The sequence below is a fragment of the Massilia sp. BSC265 genome, assembly GCF_000740675.1.
Lineage (GTDB): Bacteria > Pseudomonadota > Gammaproteobacteria > Burkholderiales > Burkholderiaceae_D > Telluria.
The window spans coordinates 44,835-64,462 of the sequence record NZ_JPXI01000036.1 but is presented as its reverse complement, the minus strand read 5'-3'; the positions used below and the strand labels follow the sequence as shown (position 1 = coordinate 64,462).

The 19,628-nt window shown below is 63.8% G+C and carries 17 protein-coding genes; 5 read left to right on the top strand and 12 right to left on the bottom strand.

The annotated features are described in order from the left end of the window. Positions 1 to 30 precede the first annotated feature (30 nt). The 7 genes from glyS to miaB form a co-directional block, all read right to left on the bottom strand. A complete protein-coding gene (gene glyS / locus MA09_RS16580) occupies positions 31 to 2,139 on the bottom strand; it encodes a glycine--tRNA ligase subunit beta (protein ID WP_036250896.1) in 2,109 nt (702 codons plus the stop codon). A gap of 19 nt (positions 2,140 to 2,158) precedes the next feature. Next, positions 2,159 to 3,085: a glycine--tRNA ligase subunit alpha gene (gene glyQ / locus MA09_RS16575; RefSeq protein WP_036250895.1), complete on the bottom strand. Its 927-nt coding sequence runs from the start codon at positions 3,083 to 3,085 to the stop codon at positions 2,159 to 2,161. 261 nt (positions 3,086 to 3,346) lie between these two features. Next, positions 3,347 to 4,939: an apolipoprotein N-acyltransferase gene (gene lnt, locus MA09_RS16570; RefSeq protein WP_036250893.1), complete on the bottom strand. Its 1,593-nt coding sequence runs from the start codon at positions 4,937 to 4,939 to the stop codon at positions 3,347 to 3,349. Next, on the bottom strand, positions 4,939 to 5,817 hold the full coding sequence (locus MA09_RS16565) for an HlyC/CorC family transporter (protein ID WP_036250890.1): 879 nt from the start codon (positions 5,815 to 5,817) through the stop codon (positions 4,939 to 4,941). Before MA09_RS16565 ends, lnt begins: the two co-directional genes overlap by 1 nt. 237 nt (positions 5,818 to 6,054) lie before the next feature. Next, positions 6,055 to 6,522 (bottom strand): rRNA maturation RNase YbeY, encoded by a 468-nt coding sequence (gene ybeY, locus MA09_RS16560; RefSeq protein WP_036250887.1) that lies wholly within the window; start codon positions 6,520 to 6,522, stop codon positions 6,055 to 6,057. Beyond that, complete coding sequence (locus tag MA09_RS16555) at positions 6,503 to 7,594, bottom strand: PhoH family protein (RefSeq protein ID WP_036250885.1); 1,092 nt, start codon at positions 7,592 to 7,594, stop codon at positions 6,503 to 6,505. The genes ybeY and MA09_RS16555 overlap by 20 nt, the downstream gene beginning before the upstream one ends. Then, positions 7,591 to 8,976 (bottom strand): tRNA (N6-isopentenyl adenosine(37)-C2)-methylthiotransferase MiaB, encoded by a 1,386-nt coding sequence (gene miaB, locus MA09_RS16550; RefSeq protein ID WP_036250883.1) that lies wholly within the window; start codon positions 8,974 to 8,976, stop codon positions 7,591 to 7,593. Before miaB ends, MA09_RS16555 begins: the two co-directional genes overlap by 4 nt. Before the next feature lie 614 nt (positions 8,977 to 9,590). On the opposite strand from miaB, the gene MA09_RS16545 reads away from it, so the two are divergent. Beyond that, positions 9,591 to 9,998 carry a hypothetical protein gene (locus MA09_RS16545; RefSeq protein WP_036250880.1) on the top strand — a complete coding sequence of 136 codons (408 nt, stop codon included), beginning with the start codon at positions 9,591 to 9,593 and terminating at the stop codon, positions 9,996 to 9,998. A gap of 149 nt (positions 9,999 to 10,147) precedes the next feature. On the opposite strand, the gene MA09_RS16540 is transcribed toward MA09_RS16545, so the two are convergent. Continuing rightward, positions 10,148 to 11,011, bottom strand: a complete 864-nt coding sequence (locus tag MA09_RS16540) for an HDOD domain-containing protein (RefSeq protein ID WP_051933534.1) — start codon at positions 11,009 to 11,011, stop codon at positions 10,148 to 10,150. After that, positions 11,008 to 11,337 carry a hypothetical protein gene (locus MA09_RS16535; protein ID WP_036250878.1) on the bottom strand — a complete coding sequence of 110 codons (330 nt, stop codon included), beginning with the start codon at positions 11,335 to 11,337 and terminating at the stop codon, positions 11,008 to 11,010. Before MA09_RS16535 ends, MA09_RS16540 begins: the two co-directional genes overlap by 4 nt. Before the next feature lie 168 nt (positions 11,338 to 11,505). Between MA09_RS16535 and gstA the strand changes: the two genes are divergently transcribed. Continuing rightward, positions 11,506 to 12,111: a glutathione transferase GstA gene (gene gstA / locus MA09_RS16530; RefSeq protein WP_036250876.1), complete on the top strand. Its 606-nt coding sequence runs from the start codon at positions 11,506 to 11,508 to the stop codon at positions 12,109 to 12,111. Between the two features lie 61 nt (positions 12,112 to 12,172). Continuing rightward, positions 12,173 to 12,718 carry a DUF1697 domain-containing protein gene (locus MA09_RS16525; protein WP_036251020.1) on the top strand — a complete coding sequence of 182 codons (546 nt, stop codon included), beginning with the start codon at positions 12,173 to 12,175 and terminating at the stop codon, positions 12,716 to 12,718. A gap of 51 nt (positions 12,719 to 12,769) precedes the next feature. Here the strand turns inward: MA09_RS16525 and MA09_RS16520 are convergent, their stop codons facing one another. Further along, complete coding sequence (locus tag MA09_RS16520) at positions 12,770 to 13,039, bottom strand: hypothetical protein (RefSeq protein ID WP_036250873.1); 270 nt, start codon at positions 13,037 to 13,039, stop codon at positions 12,770 to 12,772. Positions 13,040 to 13,649: 610 nt separating this feature from the next. On the opposite strand from MA09_RS16520, the gene MA09_RS16515 reads away from it, so the two are divergent. Next, positions 13,650 to 15,620: an AAA family ATPase gene (locus MA09_RS16515; protein WP_036250871.1), complete on the top strand. Its 1,971-nt coding sequence runs from the start codon at positions 13,650 to 13,652 to the stop codon at positions 15,618 to 15,620. A gap of 223 nt (positions 15,621 to 15,843) precedes the next feature. Here MA09_RS16515 and ybaL read toward each other — a convergent pair whose 3' ends face one another. Both ybaL and MA09_RS16505 read right to left on the bottom strand, forming a co-directional pair. Further along, positions 15,844 to 17,541, bottom strand: coding sequence for a YbaL family putative K(+) efflux transporter (gene ybaL, locus MA09_RS16510; RefSeq protein WP_036250869.1), 1,698 nt, complete (start codon positions 17,539 to 17,541; stop codon positions 15,844 to 15,846). Between the two features lie 101 nt (positions 17,542 to 17,642). Beyond that, complete coding sequence (locus MA09_RS16505; protein ID WP_051933533.1) at positions 17,643 to 18,299, bottom strand: TetR/AcrR family transcriptional regulator; 657 nt, start codon at positions 18,297 to 18,299, stop codon at positions 17,643 to 17,645. A 99-nt stretch (positions 18,300 to 18,398) separates the two neighbouring features. Here MA09_RS16505 and MA09_RS16500 point away from each other — a divergent pair, with 99 nt between their 5' ends. Then, complete coding sequence (locus MA09_RS16500; RefSeq protein WP_036250868.1) at positions 18,399 to 19,595, top strand: lipid-transfer protein; 1,197 nt, start codon at positions 18,399 to 18,401, stop codon at positions 19,593 to 19,595. Positions 19,596 to 19,628: the final 33 nt, after the last annotated feature.

Here is a 19,628-nt window from a genome sequence, read left to right as displayed (position 1 = left end):
GGAACTACCTTAATACGTAGAGTGCAACTCTCAGGCTGCGAGCTTCGAGATGTCGGCCACGCGGTTCATCATGGCGTGCAGCTGCGACAACAGCGCCAGGCGGTTGTTGCGCAGGTTGACGTCTTCCGCCATCACCATGACGTCGTTGAAGAAGGCGTCGACTTCATCCTTCATCAGCGCCAGGGTCTTGAGCGCGCCGGTGAAGTCGCTGCGCTCGAAGGCACCAAGGACTTCGCCGTCGAGCGCGCTCATCTTGGCGGCCAACGCGCTTTCCGCCGGCTCGACCAGCAGCTCCTGCTTGAGCGCGGCGTCCTGCGGCAGGGCGTCTTCGTTCTTCTTCAGGATGTTGGTGATGCGCTTGTTGGCGGCGGCCAGCGAGCTTGATTCCGGCAGGGCCGCGAAGGCCTGCACCGCTTCCAGGCGCTGGACGACGTCGTCGACGCGGTCCGGGTTCTGGGCCAGCACGGCCTCGACCTCGTTTGGCGAGAAGCCGCGCTCGCGCAGCATGCCGCGCAGGCGGTCGAGCATGAAGGGGATGACTTCGCCGCGCGGGTCCCGCATTTCCTTTACCTTGGCAGCCTGACCCTGGAACAGCGCGCAGGCGTCATTGACCAGGTCCCACAGCGACAGCGGCAGGCGCTTTTCGACCAGCATGCGCATCACGCCCAGGGCGTGGCGGCGCAGCGCGAACGGATCCTTCTCGCCGGTCGGCTGCAGGCCGATGCCCCAGATGCCGACCAGGGTTTCCAGCTTGTCGGCCAGCGCGACCGCCAGGCCGGTATTGGTCGAGGGGAGAAGGTCGCCGGCAAAGCGCGGCTGGTAGTGCTCGGAGGCGGCCAGGGCGATTTCCTCGTGCTCGCCGTCGTGGCGCGCGTAATAGGTGCCCATGATGCCCTGCAGTTCCGGGAATTCGCCCACCATGTCGGTCAGGAGGTCGGCCTTGGCCAGGCGCGCGCCGCGTTCTGCCAGCGCCACGTCGAAGCCGAGGCGGCGCGCGATGGCGGCGGCCAGGCTCATGACGCGCTGGGTGCGATCAAGCTGGGTGCCCAGCTTGTTGTGGTAAACCACGTTGGCCAGCTGCGGCAGGCGCGACTCGAGGGTCTTCTTCTTGTCCTGCTCGAAGAAGAACTTGGCGTCCGACAGGCGCGGGCGCACCACGCGCTCGTTGCCGCCGATGATGGCGGACGGGTCGCTTGTCTCCAGGTTCGAGACGATCAGGAAGCGCGAGCGCAGCTTGCCCGAGGCATCGGTCAGCGCGAAGTATTTCTGGTTGGTCTGCATCGTCAGGATCAGGCATTCCTGCGGCACCGACAGGAATTCCTCTTCGAAGCGGCATTCGTAGACCACCGGCCATTCGACCAGGGCGGCCACTTCGTCGAGCAGCGATTCCGGCATCAGGACCTGGTCGGCGCCCGCCTTGTCGAGCAGCTGGCGGCGGATGCTCTCCTTGCGCGCTTCCGCGCTCGACAGTACCTTGCCTTCGCTCTCCAGCACGCCGGCATAGTGGTCGGCGTGCGGGATGGCGATTTGCCCGCCGTGCGACAGGAAGCGGTGGCCCATGGTGTGGCGGCCGGCCTCCAGGCCCAGCAGCGAGAGCGGCAGCACCTGTTCGCCATGCAGGGCGAGCAGCAGGTGCACCGGGCGCACGAACTGCACGGTGGCGCCGTCCGGGCGCTGGTAGCTCATGACCTTCGGGATCGGCAGCTTGGACACGGTGTCCTGCAGGACGTCCTGGAGGGCGCTGGCGAGCGGGCTGCCGCTGGCGGTATAGGTGTAGAAGAAGGATTCGGCCTTGCCGTCCTGGGCGCGTTCGAGGTCGCTGACCTGCAGGTCCGGGAAGCCGAGGGCGGCCAGCTTCTTGGCCAGCGGCGCGCTCGGGTTGCCGTCCTTGTCCAGCGCGACCGAGACCGGCAGCACCTTCTCGCGGATGGACTTATCGGGCGAGGTGCCGCGCACGTTGCTGATGGTGACGGCCAGGCGGCGCGGGGTGGCGTGGGCGGTGGCGATGCTGTCCGCCTCCAAAAAGTCGCGCGCCTTCAGGCCATTGGCGATGCCGTTGGCAAAAGCGGCGCCGAGCTTGACGAGCGCTTTCGGCGGCAGTTCTTCGGTCTGGATTTCGACGAGGAGAGTCTGGTTCATGATTTGTTCTGTTCTTCTTTTAAGCAGCAGCCTTGTCGGAGGCTTCAGTAGAAGCGGGCAGCATCGGGAAGCCGAGCTTCTCGCGCGAGTCGTAGTAGGCCTGCGCCACGAGGCGCGACAGGGTGCGCACGCGGCCGATGTAGGCGGCGCGTTCGGTCACCGAGATGGCGCCGCGCGCGTCCAGCATGTTGAAGCTGTGCGAGGCCTTCATGATCTGCTCGTAGGCCGGCAGGGTCAGCTGCAGCTCGACCAGGCGCTTGGCCTCGGCTTCGTGATGCGAGAAGGCCTGGAACAGCAGTTCGGTGTTCGCATGCTCGAAGTTGTAGGTCGACTGCTCGACTTCGTTCTGGTGGAAGACGTCGCCGTACTTCAGGGTCTTCTTGACGCCATCTTCTTCCCACTCGGTCCACACCAGGTCATACACGTTCTCGACGCCCTGCAAGTACATGGCCAGGCGCTCGACGCCGTAGGTGATCTCGCCCAGCACCGGCTTGCAATCGAGGCCGCCGACTTGCTGGAAGTAGGTGAACTGGGTAACTTCCATGCCGTTCAGCCAGACTTCCCAGCCCAGGCCCCAGGCGCCCAGGGTCGGGCTTTCCCAGTCGTCCTCGACGAAGCGCACGTCGTTTTTCTTCAGGTCCAGGCCCAGCGCCTCGAGCGAGCCGAGGTAGAGGTCGAGGATGTTTTCCGGCGCCGGTTTCAGCACCACCTGGTACTGGTAGTAGTGCTGCAGGCGGTTCGGGTTCTCGCCGTAGCGGCCGTCCTTCGGGCGGCGCGAAGGCTGCACGTAGGCGGCGCGCCAGGGTTCCGGACCGATCGCACGCAGGAAGGTGCCGGTGTGGAAGGTGCCTGCGCCGACTTCCATGTCGTACGGCTGCAGCAGTGCGCAGCCCTGCTTGTCCCAGTAGGTCTGCAGGGTCAGGATGATTTGTTGGAATGTGAGCATCGGAATGTGAGCAATATGTGGGGCGCTGCGGCGCTGCGCGCCGCGGTCACGGTAAATTTGCCAAATGACCAATTCTACTGAATTTTCACGGCCTTCTGGGGGCGATTCAACTCAGCAGTATGGAATGGCGGAATATTTTTGTCGCGGCCGTCCGTGGGGTGGGCGGCTACGCCGCCCATGCGGTGATCGCTATCGGCTCCGTTATCACACCGGATGATCGCGCTGCAGACTCTCACCGCGTGGGCGGGAAACCCGCCCACGCTACGAAACCGTTTGGCGATAGCGGCGACCGGCGAACCAGGCGCCTGCCAGCATGAGCACGCCAAGCGCCAGGAAAGCGAGGTTGCCGGCGCGGACGTACGGCGTCAGCCCTTCGGTGCCGCGTACCGTGGCCGTCAGGACGCCGCGCTGGTAGAAGGGCAGCTGCTGCAGCACCTTGCCGCGGCCGTCGATGACGGCGGTGGCGCCGTTGTTGGTCGAGCGCAGCATCGGGCGGCCGGTCTCGATGGCGCGCATCTGCGAGATCTGCAGGTGCTGCGGGATGGCCACCGATTCGCCGTACCAGGCCAGGTTCGACACGTTGAGCAGCAGGGTCGCGGGCTTCGGCGCATTGCGCAGCTGGGCCGCGATCTCTTCGCCGAAAGCGTCCTCGTAGCAGATGTTGGGCAGCACCAGCTGGTCCTTGATCGGGAAGGGCGCCTGCAGCGGCTCGCCGCGGGTCTGGTCGCCCAGCGGGATGCTCATCAGGTCGGTGAACCAGCGGAAGCCCGGCGGGATGAACTCGCCGAAGGGCACCAGGTGGAACTTGTTGTAGAGGTAGGACTGCGTGCTTCCGGGACCGAGGGGATCGATGGCGATCACGCTGTTGGCGTAGCGTCCCGCGCCGTCCAGGGTCGGGATGCCGATCATCAGGTGGCTGCGGGTCTGGGCCGCGAAGCCCTGCAGGGACGCCAGGTAGCCGTCCGGCAGCTGCTGCGGCGTGACCGGAATCGCGGTTTCCGGCGTGGCGACCAGGTCGGCCGGGGCCGCCGTGATCATCGCCTGGTAGCGCTCGATGATCTCGTACAGATAGGCGGCGTCGAACTTCTGGTCCTGCTTCACGTCGCCCTGCAGCAGGCGCACGCTCAGGGGCTGTCCCACTTCCCGGGTCCAGTCGACGAACTTCAGGGCAAAGCCGCCCATCATGATCGCCGCGAACAGGGACAGTGCCGGCCAGCGTGCGCGCTGGGTGAGCATGACGAGGCAGCCGGCGCACAGGGCAGCCAGCACGCCGAGGCCGTAGACGCCGAGGATCGGCGCATAGCCGGCGAGCGGCGAAACGTTGTGGGCATAGCCCGAGGCCGCCCACGGGAAACCGGTGAAGATCCAGCCGCGCATCCACTCCGACACACCCCACACGGCGGGCAGCACCAGCAGCACGAAGGCGCTTACCGGCAGCGACCACTTGCGGCGCAGCCAGCTGGCGACGCCGCCGGCAAAGGCGCCGAACAAGCCCATGTAGAGGCCGAGCAGGGCGATCGCGATCGCGCCGAGGATGGCGGGCAGGCCGCCGAAGCGGGTGACGGCGATGTACAGCCAGTGCATGCCGGCCACCGACCAGCCGAAGCCGAAAGCCCAGCCGAGCCAGACGCCGCGCCTCGGCGAGGTGCTCATGCCGACCTGGTAGAAGAAATAGGCCAGCGCCAGGAACTGCACCGGCCACCAGCCGAAGGGCTGGAAGGACAGCAGGCTGGTAGCCCCGGCCAGCGCCATCGCCACCAGGGCCTTCGGGGAAGGCCTGGTGCCGCGGCTTGCTGGGTCAGGGGCGGTGGTAGCGCGGTCCGGCGATCCGGGCTGGGTACGGCGGCGCAGCATCAGTCGTGGTCGTCTTCGTCCAGCGGCAGCTTCTCGACCAGCAGCACGTGGATCTGGCGCGCGTCGGCGCGCAGCACTTCGAAGCGCAGGTTCTGGAGGTCGAACACTTCGCCCTTGTGCGGCATGCGCCCGAGATGGCTGGCGACCAGGCCGCCGATGGTGTCGGCATCAATCTCGGGCAGGTCGGCGCCGATCTCTTCGTTGAACTGCTCGATCTCGGTCAGGGCCTTGACGCGCCAGCGCGGGCCGAGCTGGCCTTCCTTGATCGACAGGACGTTGTCCTCGTCCTCGTCGACGTCGTACTCGTCGTCGATGTCGCCGACGATCTGCTCGAGCACGTCCTCGATGGTGATCAGGCCAGCGACCCCGCTGTACTCGTCGACGACGATGGCCATGTGGTTGTGGTTGGCGCGGAAGTCGCGCAGCAGCACGTTCAGGCGCTTCGACTCCGGGATGAAGATCGCCGGGCGCAGCATCTTGCGCACGTCGAAGGATTCTTCGGCGTAGTAGCGCAGCAGGTCCTTGGCCAGCAGGATGCCGACCACCTTGTCGCGCTCGCCCTCGATCGCGGGGAAGCGCGAGTGCTGGGTTTCGAGCACGATCGGGAGCCACTCCTCGATCGGATCGGTAATGTCGATCACGTCCATCTGCGAACGCGGCACCATGATGTCGCGCACGGACAGGTCGGAGACCTGGAATACGCCCTCGATCATCGAGAGTGCGTCGGCATCGATCAGGTTGCGCTCGTGGGCTTCGTGCAGGACTTCAAGCAGTTCTGCGCGGTTTTCAGGCTCGGGGGAGATGAGTGCGGTCAGCCGTTCGAACAGCGACCGGTGGGGTTTGGCGTCCGATCGGACGTCACTGGGATACTCGGGCATAGTTGGCGTGAAGCCGTTGTTGCGATGGGTATAGGATACACCAAAAGGGCGGATGGCCCACAATGCGCGCTGTTAGCGCATGTTGACGTAGAGAAAATACGTAGCGTGGGCGGCTGGTGAACTGGTCCACTGGACCAGTTCACCCCACGCGGTGATCGTTTGCAGCGCGATCATCTCACCCGAAAGCGGAGCCGATAACCATCACCGCGTGGGCGGGAGACCCGCCCACCCTACGGATCACTCGGCATACGGATCCGGATAGCCGAGCACTTCCATGATGTCGCGCTCGAACTGCTCCATCTCATCGGCTTCCTCGTCGTGCTCGTGGTCGTAGCCCTGGGCATGCAGGACGCCGTGCACCACCAGGTGGGCCGCGTGCTCCTCGACCGTCTTCTTCTGCTCCTCCGCCTCGCGCAGCAGAACGTCGGTGCACAGGACGATGTCGGCCTGGGTCGGGTCGTCCTCGCCCAGTTCCTCGCCTTCGTTGTAGGCGAAGGTCAGCACGTTGGTCGCATAGTCCTTGCCGCGGTACTGGCGGTTCAGGGCCTGGCCCTCCTCCGCATCGACGAAGCGGATCGACAGCTCGGCCGGGCCGAGCAGGGCTGCTTCCACCCAGCGCTGCAGCATGGCTTCCGTGATTTCCTGTTCCAGGCGGGTGTCGGCGTACTGGACTTCAAGGTCGAGCTTATGTTTTTTTTCTTGCATTTTTGACAGGGGTCGGTTTGGGTAAGGCGGCCAGCTCCTCGACCGAGGAGTTCTTCTCGTAGGCATCGATGATACGCGCCACCAGCGGGTGGCGCACCACGTCGACGCTGGAGAACTGGGTGAAGCCGATGCCGCGTACGTTCTTCAGCACGTGCATGGCGTCCACCAGGCCGGAACGCTGGGTCTTGTGCAGGTCGACCTGGGTCACGTCGCCGGTGATCACGGCCTTGCTGCCGAAGCCGATGCGAGTCAGGAACATCTTCATCTGCTCGACCGTCGTGTTCTGGGCTTCGTCCAGGATCACGAAGGCGTGGTTCAAGGTACGGCCGCGCATGTAGGCCAGCGGGGCGATTTCGATCACCTGTTTCTCGAACAGCTTCTGGGTGCGGTCGAAGCCGAGCAGGTCGTACAGCGCGTCGTACAGCGGTCGCAGGTAGGGATCGACCTTCTGGTTCAGGTCACCCGGCAGGAAACCGAGGCGTTCGCCTGCTTCCACGGCGGGACGGGTCAGGATGATGCGCTTGACTGCGTCGCGCTCCAGCGCGTCCACGGCGCAGGCCACGGCGAGGTAGGTCTTGCCGGTGCCGGCCGGACCGATGCCGAAGCTGATGTCGTGTTCGAGCACGGACTTCAGGTACTGGATCTGGTGCACGGTGCGGCCGCGCAGGTCGCTGCGGCGGGTCTTGAGCGTCGGACTGACCAGTTCGGAAGGCGCTTCCTCCCCGGCCTCGTCGCCGGCCTCCTTGTCGTCCCTGGCGGCCGGCGCTTCGGCAGCGTCGTCGCCCGGTGTGCGCGGCTTCAGGCCGGAGCGCTGTTCCACCAGGGCCAGCTGCACTTCCTCGATCGGAACGACCTTGTTGGCGACCGCGTAGAAGCGTTCCAGCAGTTCCACGGCGCGTTCGGCATTGCTGCCGCTGACGATGAATTTCTCGCCGCGCCGGAAGATGGTGACGTCAAGCGCGGCCGAGATCTGGCGCAGGTTCTCGTCGAGCGGGCCGCACAGGTGGGCAAGCCGCGTGTTGTCGAGCGGCTCGGGGATGAAGTACGAAGGCTGGGTAGGTGTGTTTTTCAACTGGCTTTGGCAATCGTATCTAGGTTGGCGACGAGTTCGCCGCTAAGGAAGTAATCGTGGCTGGTCACAATGCGCACGTCGACCAGTTGCCCAACCAGGCCGACACCGTCGTCTGCGCTGAAGTTGACCACGCGGTTGTTTTCGGTACGGCCTTGCAGCTGTTCCGGGTTTTTCTTGGAGGGGCCTTCGACCAGCACGCGCTGGACACTGCCGACCATTGCTGCACTATATTTGCGCGTATTCGCGTCAATCAAGGCCTGCAAGCGCTGCAGGCGCGCCAGCTTGGCCTCGTGCGGCGTATCGTCCTCGAGATTGGCCGCCGGAGTGCCCGGGCGCTTGCTGAAGATGAAGCTGAAGCTGTTGTCGAAGCCCACATCCTCGACCAGTTTCATCATGGCTTCGAAATCGGCATCGGTTTCGCCGGGGAAGCCGACGATGAAGTCGGACGAGAAGGCCATCTCCGGGCGCACCGCGCGGATGCGGCGGATGATCGACTTGTACTCGAGGGCAGTATAGCCGCGCTTCATGGCGCCGAGCACGCGGTCGGAACCGTGCTGCACCGGCAGGTAGATATGGTTGACCAGCTGCGGGATCTTCGCGTAGGCGTCGATCAGGCGCTGGGTGAATTCCTTGGGGTGGCTGGTGACGTAGCGCAGGCGCTCGATGCCGGGGATGGCGGCAATGTACTCCAGCAGCAGGGCAAAATCAGCCGTACCCGCTGCCTCCTCGCCGTCGGCCGTTCCGCCCGACCTGATCAGGCCGCGGTAGGCGTTCACGTTCTGGCCCAGCAGCATGATTTCCTTCACGCCCTGGGCGGCCAGGCCAGCACACTCGGTCAGCACGTCCTCGAAGGGGCGCGAGACTTCCTCGCCGCGGGTATAGGGCACCACGCAGTAGCTGCAGTACTTGCTGCAGCCTTCCATGATCGAGACGTAGGCGACCGGGCCTTCCACCTTGGCGGGCGGCAGGTGGTCGAACTTCTCGATCTCTGGAAAGGTAATGTCGACCTGGGCCGTGCCGGTGTGGCGGCGCTCGCGGATCAGCTGGGGCAGGCGGTGCAGGGTCTGCGGCCCGAACACGACATCCACGTGCGGCGCGCGCTTGACGATGGCTTCCCCTTCCTGCGAGGCCACGCAGCCGCCCACGCCGATTACCAGGTCCGGCTTGTCGCGCTTGAGCGCCTTGAAGCGGCCCAGGTCGGAGAACACTTTTTCTTGCGCTTTTTCGCGCACCGAGCAGGTGTTCAGCAGGATGACATCGGCGTCTTCGGGCGAGTCGGTACGGACCAGTCCATCGGATGCGCCGAGGACGTCCGCCATCTTGTCCGAATCGTATTCGTTCATCTGGCAGCCGAAGGTCTTGATGAATACTTTTTTCTGCATAAAGTGCTGTGCTAAAAGGGGAGCTAGTGCTTTGACAAAAGACGTGTCCAGTTTACCGTAAATCGCCATGCGGCCTTGGAATGGGCCTGTGCGCAGCATATTTCAATGCTTACTGGAATGATAAATTTCTTAACTTAAAGTCGTTGCCAAGCTGCTCAGATTGTTAAATGATGGAGAGCAAAGAAAAGTGTTCGATCCATTGAAGATAGTCACAACGGAATCGAGTCTTTCTTCTTGTAAATCAATGGGTTCTGCTCAACTTCTAACTAGGAAAATTTATTGCAGAAATCTCTTGCGTGCGCCACAAATAATCCCCATGTGCTGAAATGCCTATGTGACAAGCTTTCCGCACGATAGCTTGATTTCTGACAATGAGTCACATGCGCCGCTCGGATGTACTGTGGACGTATGAGCCTGATAATTTGTTTGAAAGACAAGTACGCATGCGGAGAGGGTACGCGGGAGCATGCAATCCGGTACGTTTCTTAAGGAGATCTTCAGGCTCGACCTGTTTAATTTCCAGACGTTAGTCCGGGAACTTATGTTAACGAAATGTAGTCTTTAACAAAAGTTCGTAAAGGAACTATTTTAACCAAACTGAAGAGGTAAACATCATGGCACAACAGCATCATGCTCTGTCTTCGCAAGAAAGCTACAACCCGAACCATCTGCTGGACATCCTGCTCGGTAAAATGCAGCTGAAGAATGACGCCGCGCTGTCGCGCATGCTCGAAGTTGCGCCGCCAGTCATCAGCAAGATCCGTCACCACCGCCTGCCGGTCGGCGCTTCGCTGCTGATCCGCATGCACGAGGTGACCGGTATGAGCATTCGCGACCTGCGCGACCTGATGGGCGACCGCCGCACCAAGTATCGCCTCTCGGACGCACAAGGCCGCCCGAAGCCAGAAGAGAAGGCAGCCCAGGCAGCCGCCGCAGCGGCAGCCCAGCAGCAACAGCAGCAACCTCAGCAACAGCAGCAAGGTAACGAAGCAAATCCGTCGACCGGCAATTATGCTCACTGATGCCGTAGGCATGGCAGCCGCGCCTGTCATGCCTTCGGTACCAGCGGGCTGCGGCGCCGCGTGCTGAACGCAGTGCCGCACCGGTTCGGCCGTGCCGGTTCGTCCGGTATCCTTCCTGCGCATCTCGGCTGCGCAGACTTTTCCTTCCTTTAGGCCATCAGGATGGCCGACATCTCTCCATACTGCAGCTCGGTTTCGTGGAAGACCTGGAGCCATGCTTCTTCGCCCATGCCCAGTGCCGTCCAGGCTACCGACGATACGCGCGGCACCAGCTCGTCCGGATTGCCGGCCAGGTCCAGCGCATGCACGATCGCGCTCGCCACGTGCACGATCGTCGCCAGGAAACCGGCGCCGGCCGCTTCCGGCGCGTGATGCCAGGCGATCGCCTGGCGCATGGTGTCCGAAAAATTCCAGTGCTCCGCCAATGCCACGCCGGCGTCGACATGGTCCACGCCCAGCAGGGCGCGTTCGGCATCGATCAGTTCGCCGTCATGCTTGTCGCGCAGCGACAGCACCGCCTGGTAGCGCTCGGGGAAGCGCGCCACCAGTACCAGCCGCCCGATGTCGTGCAGCAGGCCGGCGGTGAACGCGTAGTCCGCATTGAAGCGCACGCGCCGGGCCAGCGCACGGGCACAGGCGGCGGTGGCGATCGAATGGCGCCAGAAAGCCTTGTCGTTGAAGCCCGGGCAGCGGCCTGCCGGGAAGCAGCCGGTCAGTGCCGCCGCCGTGATCAGGTTGCGCGTGGCCTCGAAGCCGAGGTAGGTCATGGCCTGCTGGATCGTGGTCGCCTTCACCTGCAGGCCGAAGGCCGAGGAGTTCGCCAGACGCAGGGTCTTGGCAGTCAGTGCCGGATCGCTCGACACTTTTTTCGCCAGCACGGCGATGTCGATGTCCTCCTGGTCGATGCTGCCAAGCAGTTCCATCACGACGGCCGGCAGCGAGGGCAGGTCCTCGACGCCGCCGAGGATGTCCGTCGGGTCGTTCCTGTCAATCTTTCCAGCATCTGCGTTCATGGCGCCACCTCGCGCCGCAGGCGGTAATCCTCGACGTAGCGGCGCAGCAGGCCGGTGGCCCAGTCCGCATGGTCGTCACGGTCGTTGCGGCGGAACAGACGGTCGAGGCGTGCCTGGACCACGGACGAATCGGGCTGGTCCCGGGGGGCGGTGCGGCGAATCGGGGCTGCACCAACGCCATGCCGGGACAGCGACAGGAGCGCCGCCTCGCTCAGTACCGTGCCTTCGGCCAGCAGCACGTTGCCGCGCGCGTCGAGCAGCGCATCGGCGAGCACCATGCCTGGATACAGGTGCGCCAGCGGCACCAGCTCGTAGCTATCGCTCATTCTTCCTCCACTCATTTCTTCACATAATTGCTTGGCGATCTTAACACCCATGACTTCGTGCGGCTCGGTCTTGCACAGGAACCGTGGTGTTCATGCCGCGGCGCAAAAGAAATGTTGTACTCTTGCAATCTTGCGACGCGATCGCCCCTGATTCAAGAAAGGATAAGCATGAAACTGTATGTCAGCCCTGGCGCCTGTTCCCTGGCCCCGCACATTGCCCTGATTGCCGCCGGCCTGCCGTTTACGATCGAACGCGTGAGCATCAAGACCAAAGCCATCGCCAGCGGCGGCGACTTCCGCGACATCAATGACAAGGGTTCGATCCCAGCCCTGCAACTGGACGACGGCAAGGTGCTGACCGAAGCCGCGGTCCTGCTGCAATACATCGCCGACCAGGCGCCCGGCGCCAACCTGGCCCCGGCGGCAGGGACCTTCGAACGCTACCAGGTCATGGAATGGCTGAACTACATCGCCACCGAAGTGCACAAGCGCTTCACGCCACTCTTCACCCCGGGCTGTACCGAGGAAGGCCGCGCCGCCGCCTGGGCGGCGCTGGCGCGTCCGCTGGATTACCTGGCCGGCAAGCTGGCAAGCCGTGAGTTCCTGGTGGGCAGTGGGTTCACCATCGCCGACGCCTATTTGTTCACCGTGCTGAACTGGGCGCTGTTCGCCAAGTTCAAGCTGAACGATTGGCCGGTCCTGCAGGCCTACCAGGCGCGCATCGGCGCCATCCCGGCCGTGCAGGAAGCGATGCGCGCCGAAGGCCTCGCCTGAGCTGCCCAGGGCAACACGAGCAATGCGCCACGCCGGGCCCGCCTCGGGTAGGATCGCGCCCATGAACAGCCGGTACTACGTCGCACTTTTACGAGGAGTTAACGTCGGGCGCGCCAAGCGCATTGCCATGGCCGACCTGCGTATGCTGGTCGAGGGCCTGGGCTATACCGGCGTGCGCAGTGTGCTCAACAGCGGCAATGTCGTGTTCCAAGCAACCGGCACCACGGCGCAGGAAGCCGCCCGGGCGATCGAGGACGCCCTCGTGCTCAAGCTCGGCGTGGCGGCGCGTGTCTTCGTGCTCGGCCGCAAGGAGCTGGGCGCGATCATTGACGGCAACCCGCTGCTCGAGGTCGCCACCGACTACTCGCGCCTGATTGTGTTCCTGCTGGGTACGGAAAGCCAGCGCGACGGGCTGGCCGCGCTCCACGGCCGGGACTGGGGCTGCGAGCGGCTCGCATTGGGCGAGCGTGCCGCCTATGTCTGGTGTCCGGAAGGGATGTTGGATAGTGCTGCGGCTACGTCTCTTGGGAAACTACTTGGAGACGGGAGCACGTCCCGTAACTGGAATACGCTGCTGAAGCTGCACGCCCTGTGCGATGAAGCCTGATGGGCCATTGTCCAGTTAGCCTAGACAATGGCACCGCCAACGACGCGCCGACTACTTGAATTTCTCGCTGCTGTCGCGCCCCGCCTTGTAGCCGATCAGGATCAGCCCCAGCAACATCATTGCGAACACCTCCGGCTCGGGCAGTTCCGACATGTTCGACGGCGGCGCCACGATATCCTGGCGCTGGGTAACCGACAGGTTGCGTACCGGCGGTTGTACGCGTACCACGGCATTGCTGGTGGTGACAAGATCGATCAGGGCAGCTTGCGCGGGACTGCCGACGCAGAACGCCAGTGCTGCTGCCAATGCGTATCTATTCATAGCCGTTCCTCTTGCAGTTGCTCGTTTTGTTGCGTGCTGTTGCTTGCGCTTCGACTTGCATCCGGGCGCGGCAACCTCATATGGATAAGGTCACACTGGACGGAATCAGCATATCAAAAGCGGGCAAATTGCTGCGCTCAATTGAATTGCTGAGTTGCACAAAGAAGTCAACAGTTTGATGACAGAAGGGTGCATGTTGCGATCAATCAAAGAGTTCTCGCTGTCGCAAATTAGCCTCGCACCGCTCCTGGCATTATTGCAAGCCGATGCTTGATATGACATGCCGTTATTGCAATAAAATCGACTATATTTAAAAGTTAGATAATTTTTCCTGATAATCTGACAACGATTTTCATTATTAATATATTCACTATCGTTGTGATCGCTATTTTTTTCGTCGCACGGTATACACCTCGGTTTTTTTTGCAGGTATAGTCTTCTTATCCCATTGCCTTCGGGCATCAAAACAATACCAAACGTACATGTTTGGACACGGCGTGTAACGCCACATAGCGGCCGCCATGCGCCGCACCGCCGATCCCGCGAGAGACCACGCCGGCACGGCATCCAGAAGTACCTGCTGTCCGACAACTTTGCTAAAGATCAAACGATGCCGAATTTCGCCCAACTTCAGGTTGCATTCAAGAACGCATTCAAGAGCACGACCGTCCGCCTTTCCCTGGCGGCACTGATCGGTGTAATCGTCGCAATCGCAATCTGGAAATCGACCGTGCCGCAGGATCCGACTCCTGTCGTGCAGTCGCAAAATATTGCCGAGATCACCGAACTGGCCGCCCAGAAGGGCCGCCTGGAATACCTCCTGATCGCCAAGCCGCTGTCGGAGACGCCGCGCTACGTCTACAAGTTCAAGGACGCGAACGCGATCCACGTGGTCAAGGTGCCGAGCACCTCGCACCTGTCGCTCGAGCGCGAAGTGCTGCTGAAGAATGCCATTCCGTACTCGATCGCCAAGGACGACTACCTGGCCAGCCACAAGGCCGTGATGGACGATGGCGCGAGCGCCCTCGACACCGCCGGTACCTTCCTGAAGAACCATGGCCTGACCATCGCCGTGCTGGTGCTGGTGCTCTACCTGCTGAAGTTCGGCGTGCCGGGCATGGGCGCAAGCGCCTCGGTCATCACCCCGGACAAGCTCAAGGGCAGCATGGACGACCTGATCGGCATGGAGGACATCAAGCAGGAAGTCCTGCACCTGGAAGACATGATCCGTAACCGCGACGAATACCAGTCGCACAACATCGACAAGCCGTTCAACGTGATGCTGACCGGTCCGGCCGGTACCGGCAAGACCAAGCTGGTCGGCTACCTGGCCAAGCGCCTCGACATGCCGCTGATCTCGGCTTCGGGTTCGGCACTGGAGTCGGGCTACGTCGGCGGCGGCTCGAAGGCGCTGAACGCGCTGTACAAGAAGGCCTGCGCCAAGGGCAAGTGCATCATTTTCCTGGATGAGGCCCAGACCCTGTTCATGCCGCGCGGCCGCAGCGAAAAGAAGTGGGAAGACGACACCGCCAACACCCTGCTGGGCCTGCTGGACGGCGTGAAGAGCGACAAGGGCCAGGGCGTGATCTGGGTGGTTGCCTCGAACTTCGACGACTCGAACACCGAGATGGACGAAGCAATGCTGCGCCGCTTCTCGGTCAAGATCAATTTCCGCCTGCCGAACAAGGGCGAGCGCAAGGAATTGCTGCGCAGCTTCCTGGCGCGCAAGAAGGAGGGGCTGGTCGACTGGAGCGACACCAACCTGGACCAGGTCGCGGAAATCACCCAGAACCTGAGCCCGGCGCTGCTGGAAACCGTGGTCGAGCGCGCCAGCATGATCTCGATCCAGGAAAAGTCGATCATCAACACCAACCTGCTGTTTCGTGCCTACGAGCGCGCCACCATCGGCCTGACCGACCGCGCGACCACGGCCGAGAAGACCAAGCAGCGCGAGCGCATCGCCCTGCACGAGCTGGGTCACTTCTTCATGCAGATCGATCCCTACCTGCGCGCCGGCATGAGCCTGGCCGAAGTGAAGGAAAAGTCGCACCTGCTGAAGATCAGCACCGAAGCGGTGTCGAAGATCGGCGCGCTGGGCTACGTGCTGCAGTCGGGCCAGGACATGTCGCTGCGCACCCTGGAAGAGCTGGAGCGCGACGTGATCGGCCTGTACGGCGGCGTGGCGGCGGAAGAGCTGTTCTACGGCCCGCGCGGCATCTCGGTGGGCAGCCAGAACGACATCGAGAAGATCACCAAGATGCTGAACCTGATGGTCGGCCGCCTGTCGATGTACTCGCGCTCGAAGCTGGACTACAGCCAGTTGCAGAAGGACATGGGCGGCGAGCACACGCTGCGCCTGGTGGAAGAGAAGGCAGACGAGCTGTACAGCTACACCCTGAACGCGATCCGCGACTACAAGCTGGTGATCGAATCGCTCAAGGACACCCTGATGGAAGAGTATGTGCTGTCGAAGGATGCGGTGTTCGCGCTGCTGGAAGAACGCAGCGAGCTGATCCACTCGCAGCTGCACGGCCGCCATGCGAACCTCAAGCTGTGCGTCGAGGAAGTGGTTGCCGCTTAGGCTTTAACGTTTTTTCCTTGCTGTTCTTCAACCCGCCAGGTGCAAGCCCGGCGGGTTTTTTTATGGCTGGCGTGGGTGTCGAAGGGGGGCGGCTCGTGATTCGGGCCACCGGCCCGAATTACCCCACGCGGTGGTAGGCAGTAGTTGATCTGCTGCGGTAGTGCTGGCGACAGTTGACCGCGTGGGCAGGAAATCTGCCCACCCTACAAAACCGATAGCCTGCTTAGTGCGTAGCCGCCCGCTCCTTGAGCGTCTCCAGCACGTGCCGCGTCATGCTCGCGGCCAGTTCCTGCTCGCCGACGAACACCTTGCCGCCGGTATCCTCGCGCAGCAGCGCCGCCTCGCTCTCGTTGTGCGTGCGCACCACGACCTTGACCGAGGGGTTGAGCATGCGCGCGATCTCCACCATCCGGCGCACGTGGAAGGTATCCGGCGTCGCGATCACCAGGAGCGCCGCATGCGTGATGTGCGCCTGGATCAGCACCGCCGGCTCGGCCGCGTTGCCCACCACCGCCGGGATGCCGCGCCCGCGCAGCCCCTCGACGATCTCGCGGTTCTGTTCCGCCACCACGAAGTGCACGCCGCGCGCCACCAGGTCGTCGGCGATGCGGCGGCCAACGCGGCCGAAGCCCACCAGCACCACTTGGCCGCTGAGTTTTTCGTGCGCCGTTTCCATCGGCAGCTCGGCCAGCGGGTCGGCCGGGCGTTCCAGCCTGCGCGCCAGTTCGGGCTTGGAACGCAGCCACTTTTCCAGCGGCGCGGCCAGGCTGAACATCAGCGGGTTGACCGCGATCGAGATGATGGCGCCGGCCAGGATCAGGTTCTGGCCCAGCACCGGCAGCAGTTCGAGCTGCATGCCCAGCGCCGCCAGGATAAAGGAGAATTCGCCGATCTGCGCCAGGCTGGCCGACACCGTGACCGCCGTATTGATCGGATAGCGCAGCGCCAGCACCAGGACGAAGGCTGCCAGCGATTTACCGAACAGGATGATCGCCACGGTCGCCAGCACCTCCAGCGGATACTGCACCAGCACCATCGGGTCGAACAGCATGCCGACCGACACGAAGAACAGCACCGAGAACGCGTCGCGCAGCGGCAGCGATTCCTCGGCGGCGCGGTGGCTCAGCTCCGACTCGCGCAGCACCATGCCGGCGAAGAAGGCGCCCAGCGCGAACGACACCCCGAACAGCGCCGACGAGCCGTAGGCGATACCGACCGCAGCGGCGATCACGGACAGCGTGAACAGCTCGCGCGAGTTGGTCTTGGCCACGCGCCAGAGGAACCAGGGGAAGACCTTGCGCCCGATGATCAGCATGAAGGCGACGAAGGCGCCGACCTGCAGCAGGGTCTTGCCCAGCGCCGGCCACAGCTCGGCGCCGGCGTCGCCACGCCCGCCGAGCGGACCGCTGAGTGCCGGCAGCATCACCAGCACCAGCACCATCACCAGGTCCTCGACCACCAGCCAGCCCACCGCGATGCGGCCGTTCAAGGAATCGAGCACGCCGCGCGCCTCGAGCGCGCGCAGCAGCACCACGGTACTGGCCACCGACAGCGCCAGGCCGAATACAAGGCCCGCCCCCAGGCTCCAGCCCCACCAATACGCCAGGCCGATGCCCATGGCCGTGGCCACGCCGATCTGCAGCAGCGCGCCGGGCAGGGCGATCTTCTTCACGTCAAGCAGGTCGCCCAGCGAGAAGTGCAGGCCGACGCCGAACATCAGCAGCATCACACCGATCTCCGCCAATTGGGAAGCCAGCTGCACGTCGGCGACGAAGCCTGGCGTTGCAGGCCCGATCAGGACGCCTGCAGCAAGGTAGCCGACCAGCGCGGGCAGTCTGAGGCGAATGGCGAGCATGCCGAACAGGAGGCCAAGGCCCAGTGCGGCGGCAATGGTGGTGATCAGGCTGATTTCATGGTGCATCCGTGCGGCCTCCGTGACAGGTTGACAAGCCTACGAGTATAAGCGACGGATGCCTGCCCATCGGCATTTTAATTGTCGACTTTACGTCAATTGGCGGCAAATCACAGCACGGTCGCGAGCGATAGCAGTACTTTGTGCAGAGATGCGCGCACCGCCGCGTATTGTTCCGGACGGGCATGGCGGTCGAGGCGGAACAGCATCAGCCCCTGGATCTGCGCCACGATCAGCACCGCGCGCTCCATGCACAGGTCGTCGTCGATGGCCGGGTTCAGGCCCTGGATCAGGCCATAGACGGCCTTGCGCTCCCGTCCCATCATCTTGCCCATCAGGCTGGAAGCGAAGGGATGGCGCGAGGCCAGCGCCCAGATCTCGAAGAAGATCGCATGCATGGTCGGTTCGGTGATTTCGTCGAGGAACATGTCGACCGTGGTGAGGAAGCGCTCCACCTGCGGCCGGCCCGCCATCGCCACTGCGATCCGGTCCATCTTGGCCTGGAACTCGTCCATCGTGGTCAGGAGCAGGGCTTCGAGCAGCTGCTCCTTGCTGCCGTAGTAGTGCTGCAGGTTCGACAGGCTCATGCCGGACGCCGAGGCCACGCGCCGCATCGACAGCCCCGCATAGCCCTCGGCGGCCAACAGGCGGCGCGCGGCCAGCAGGATGTCGGCCGCGCGCCCGAACCCTTTTTCGGTCGTGGTCGAGGCCTTGTTGCGCAGGGAGCGCGGCGGCTTGGCAGGGGAGTTGTCGGAAATGCGGGCCATTGCACGATTATCGCAGAGGCATACACTAAATAGTACGGCTGACCTATAATCGGCCAATAGTAGGTCGCTCGACCTAGTCAAGAATACGGAGACAGGACGATGAGGAAGGTATACGTCAGCGGCGTGGGAATGATCCCCTTCGCGAAGCCGGGCGCGAGCCGCCCCTACCACGAGATGGGCGCGCAGGCGGCGCGCGCCGCACTGGAGGATGCCGGCCGCGACGGCGGACCGGTGCCCTACGACCTGGTGGAACAGGCCTATGCGGGTTACGTCTACGGCGACTCGACCAGCGGCCAGAAGGCCCTGTACGCGGTCGGCATGACCGGCATCCCGATCGTCAACGTCAACAACAACTGCTCGACCGGCTCGACCGCGCTGTTCCTCGGCCGCCAGGCGATCGCCAGCGGCGCCGCCGAGTGCGTGCTGGTGCTGGGCTTCGAGCAGATGAGCCCGGGCGCGCTCGGCTCGGTCTTCACCGACCGCCCGACCCCATTCGACGCCTTCGACGAGGTCACCGATCGCCTGGTCGGCAAGCCGGACATCCCGCTGGCGCTGCGCTACTTCGGCGGCGCCGGCCTGGCCCACATGAACAAGTACGGCACGCCCCTGGAAGCCTTCGCCCGCATCCGCGCCAAGGCCAGCCGCCATGCCGCCAACAATCCGCTGGCCCTGTTCCGCAAGGAGGTCACGGCGCAGGACGTGCTCGACGCGCCCGAGATCTGGCCGGGCGTGATGACCCGCCTGATGGCCTGCCCGCCGACCTGCGGCGCTAGCGCGGCGCTGCTGGTGTCGGGCGAATTCGCGCTGCGCCACGGCCTGCGTCACGATGTCCACATCGCCGCGCAGGCGATGACCACCGACCGCCCCGACACCTTCGAGGCCGGCGACATGATGCGCCTGGTCGGCTACGACATGAGCCGCGCCGCCGCGCAGAAGGTCTACGAGCAGTCCGGCCTGGGGCCGGAAGACCTGGACGTGGTCGAGCTGCACGACTGCTTCGCGCACAACGAACTGATCACCTACGAAGCCCTGGGCCTGTGCCCGGAAGGGGGCGCCGACCGCTTCATCCGCGAGGGCGACAACACCTATGGCGGACGCGTGGTCACCAATCCGTCCGGCGGCCTGCTCTCGAAAGGGCACCCGCTGGGCGCGACCGGCCTGGCCCAGTGCTACGAACTGACCCAGCAGCTGCGCGGCAGTGCCGAGGCGCGCCAGGTCGAGGGCGCACGGGTGGCGCTGCAGCACAACCTGGGCCTGGGCGGCGCCTGCGTCGTGACCATGTATCGAAACAACTGAGGCAAGGGCCGAGGAGGAACGCGTGGAACTCAC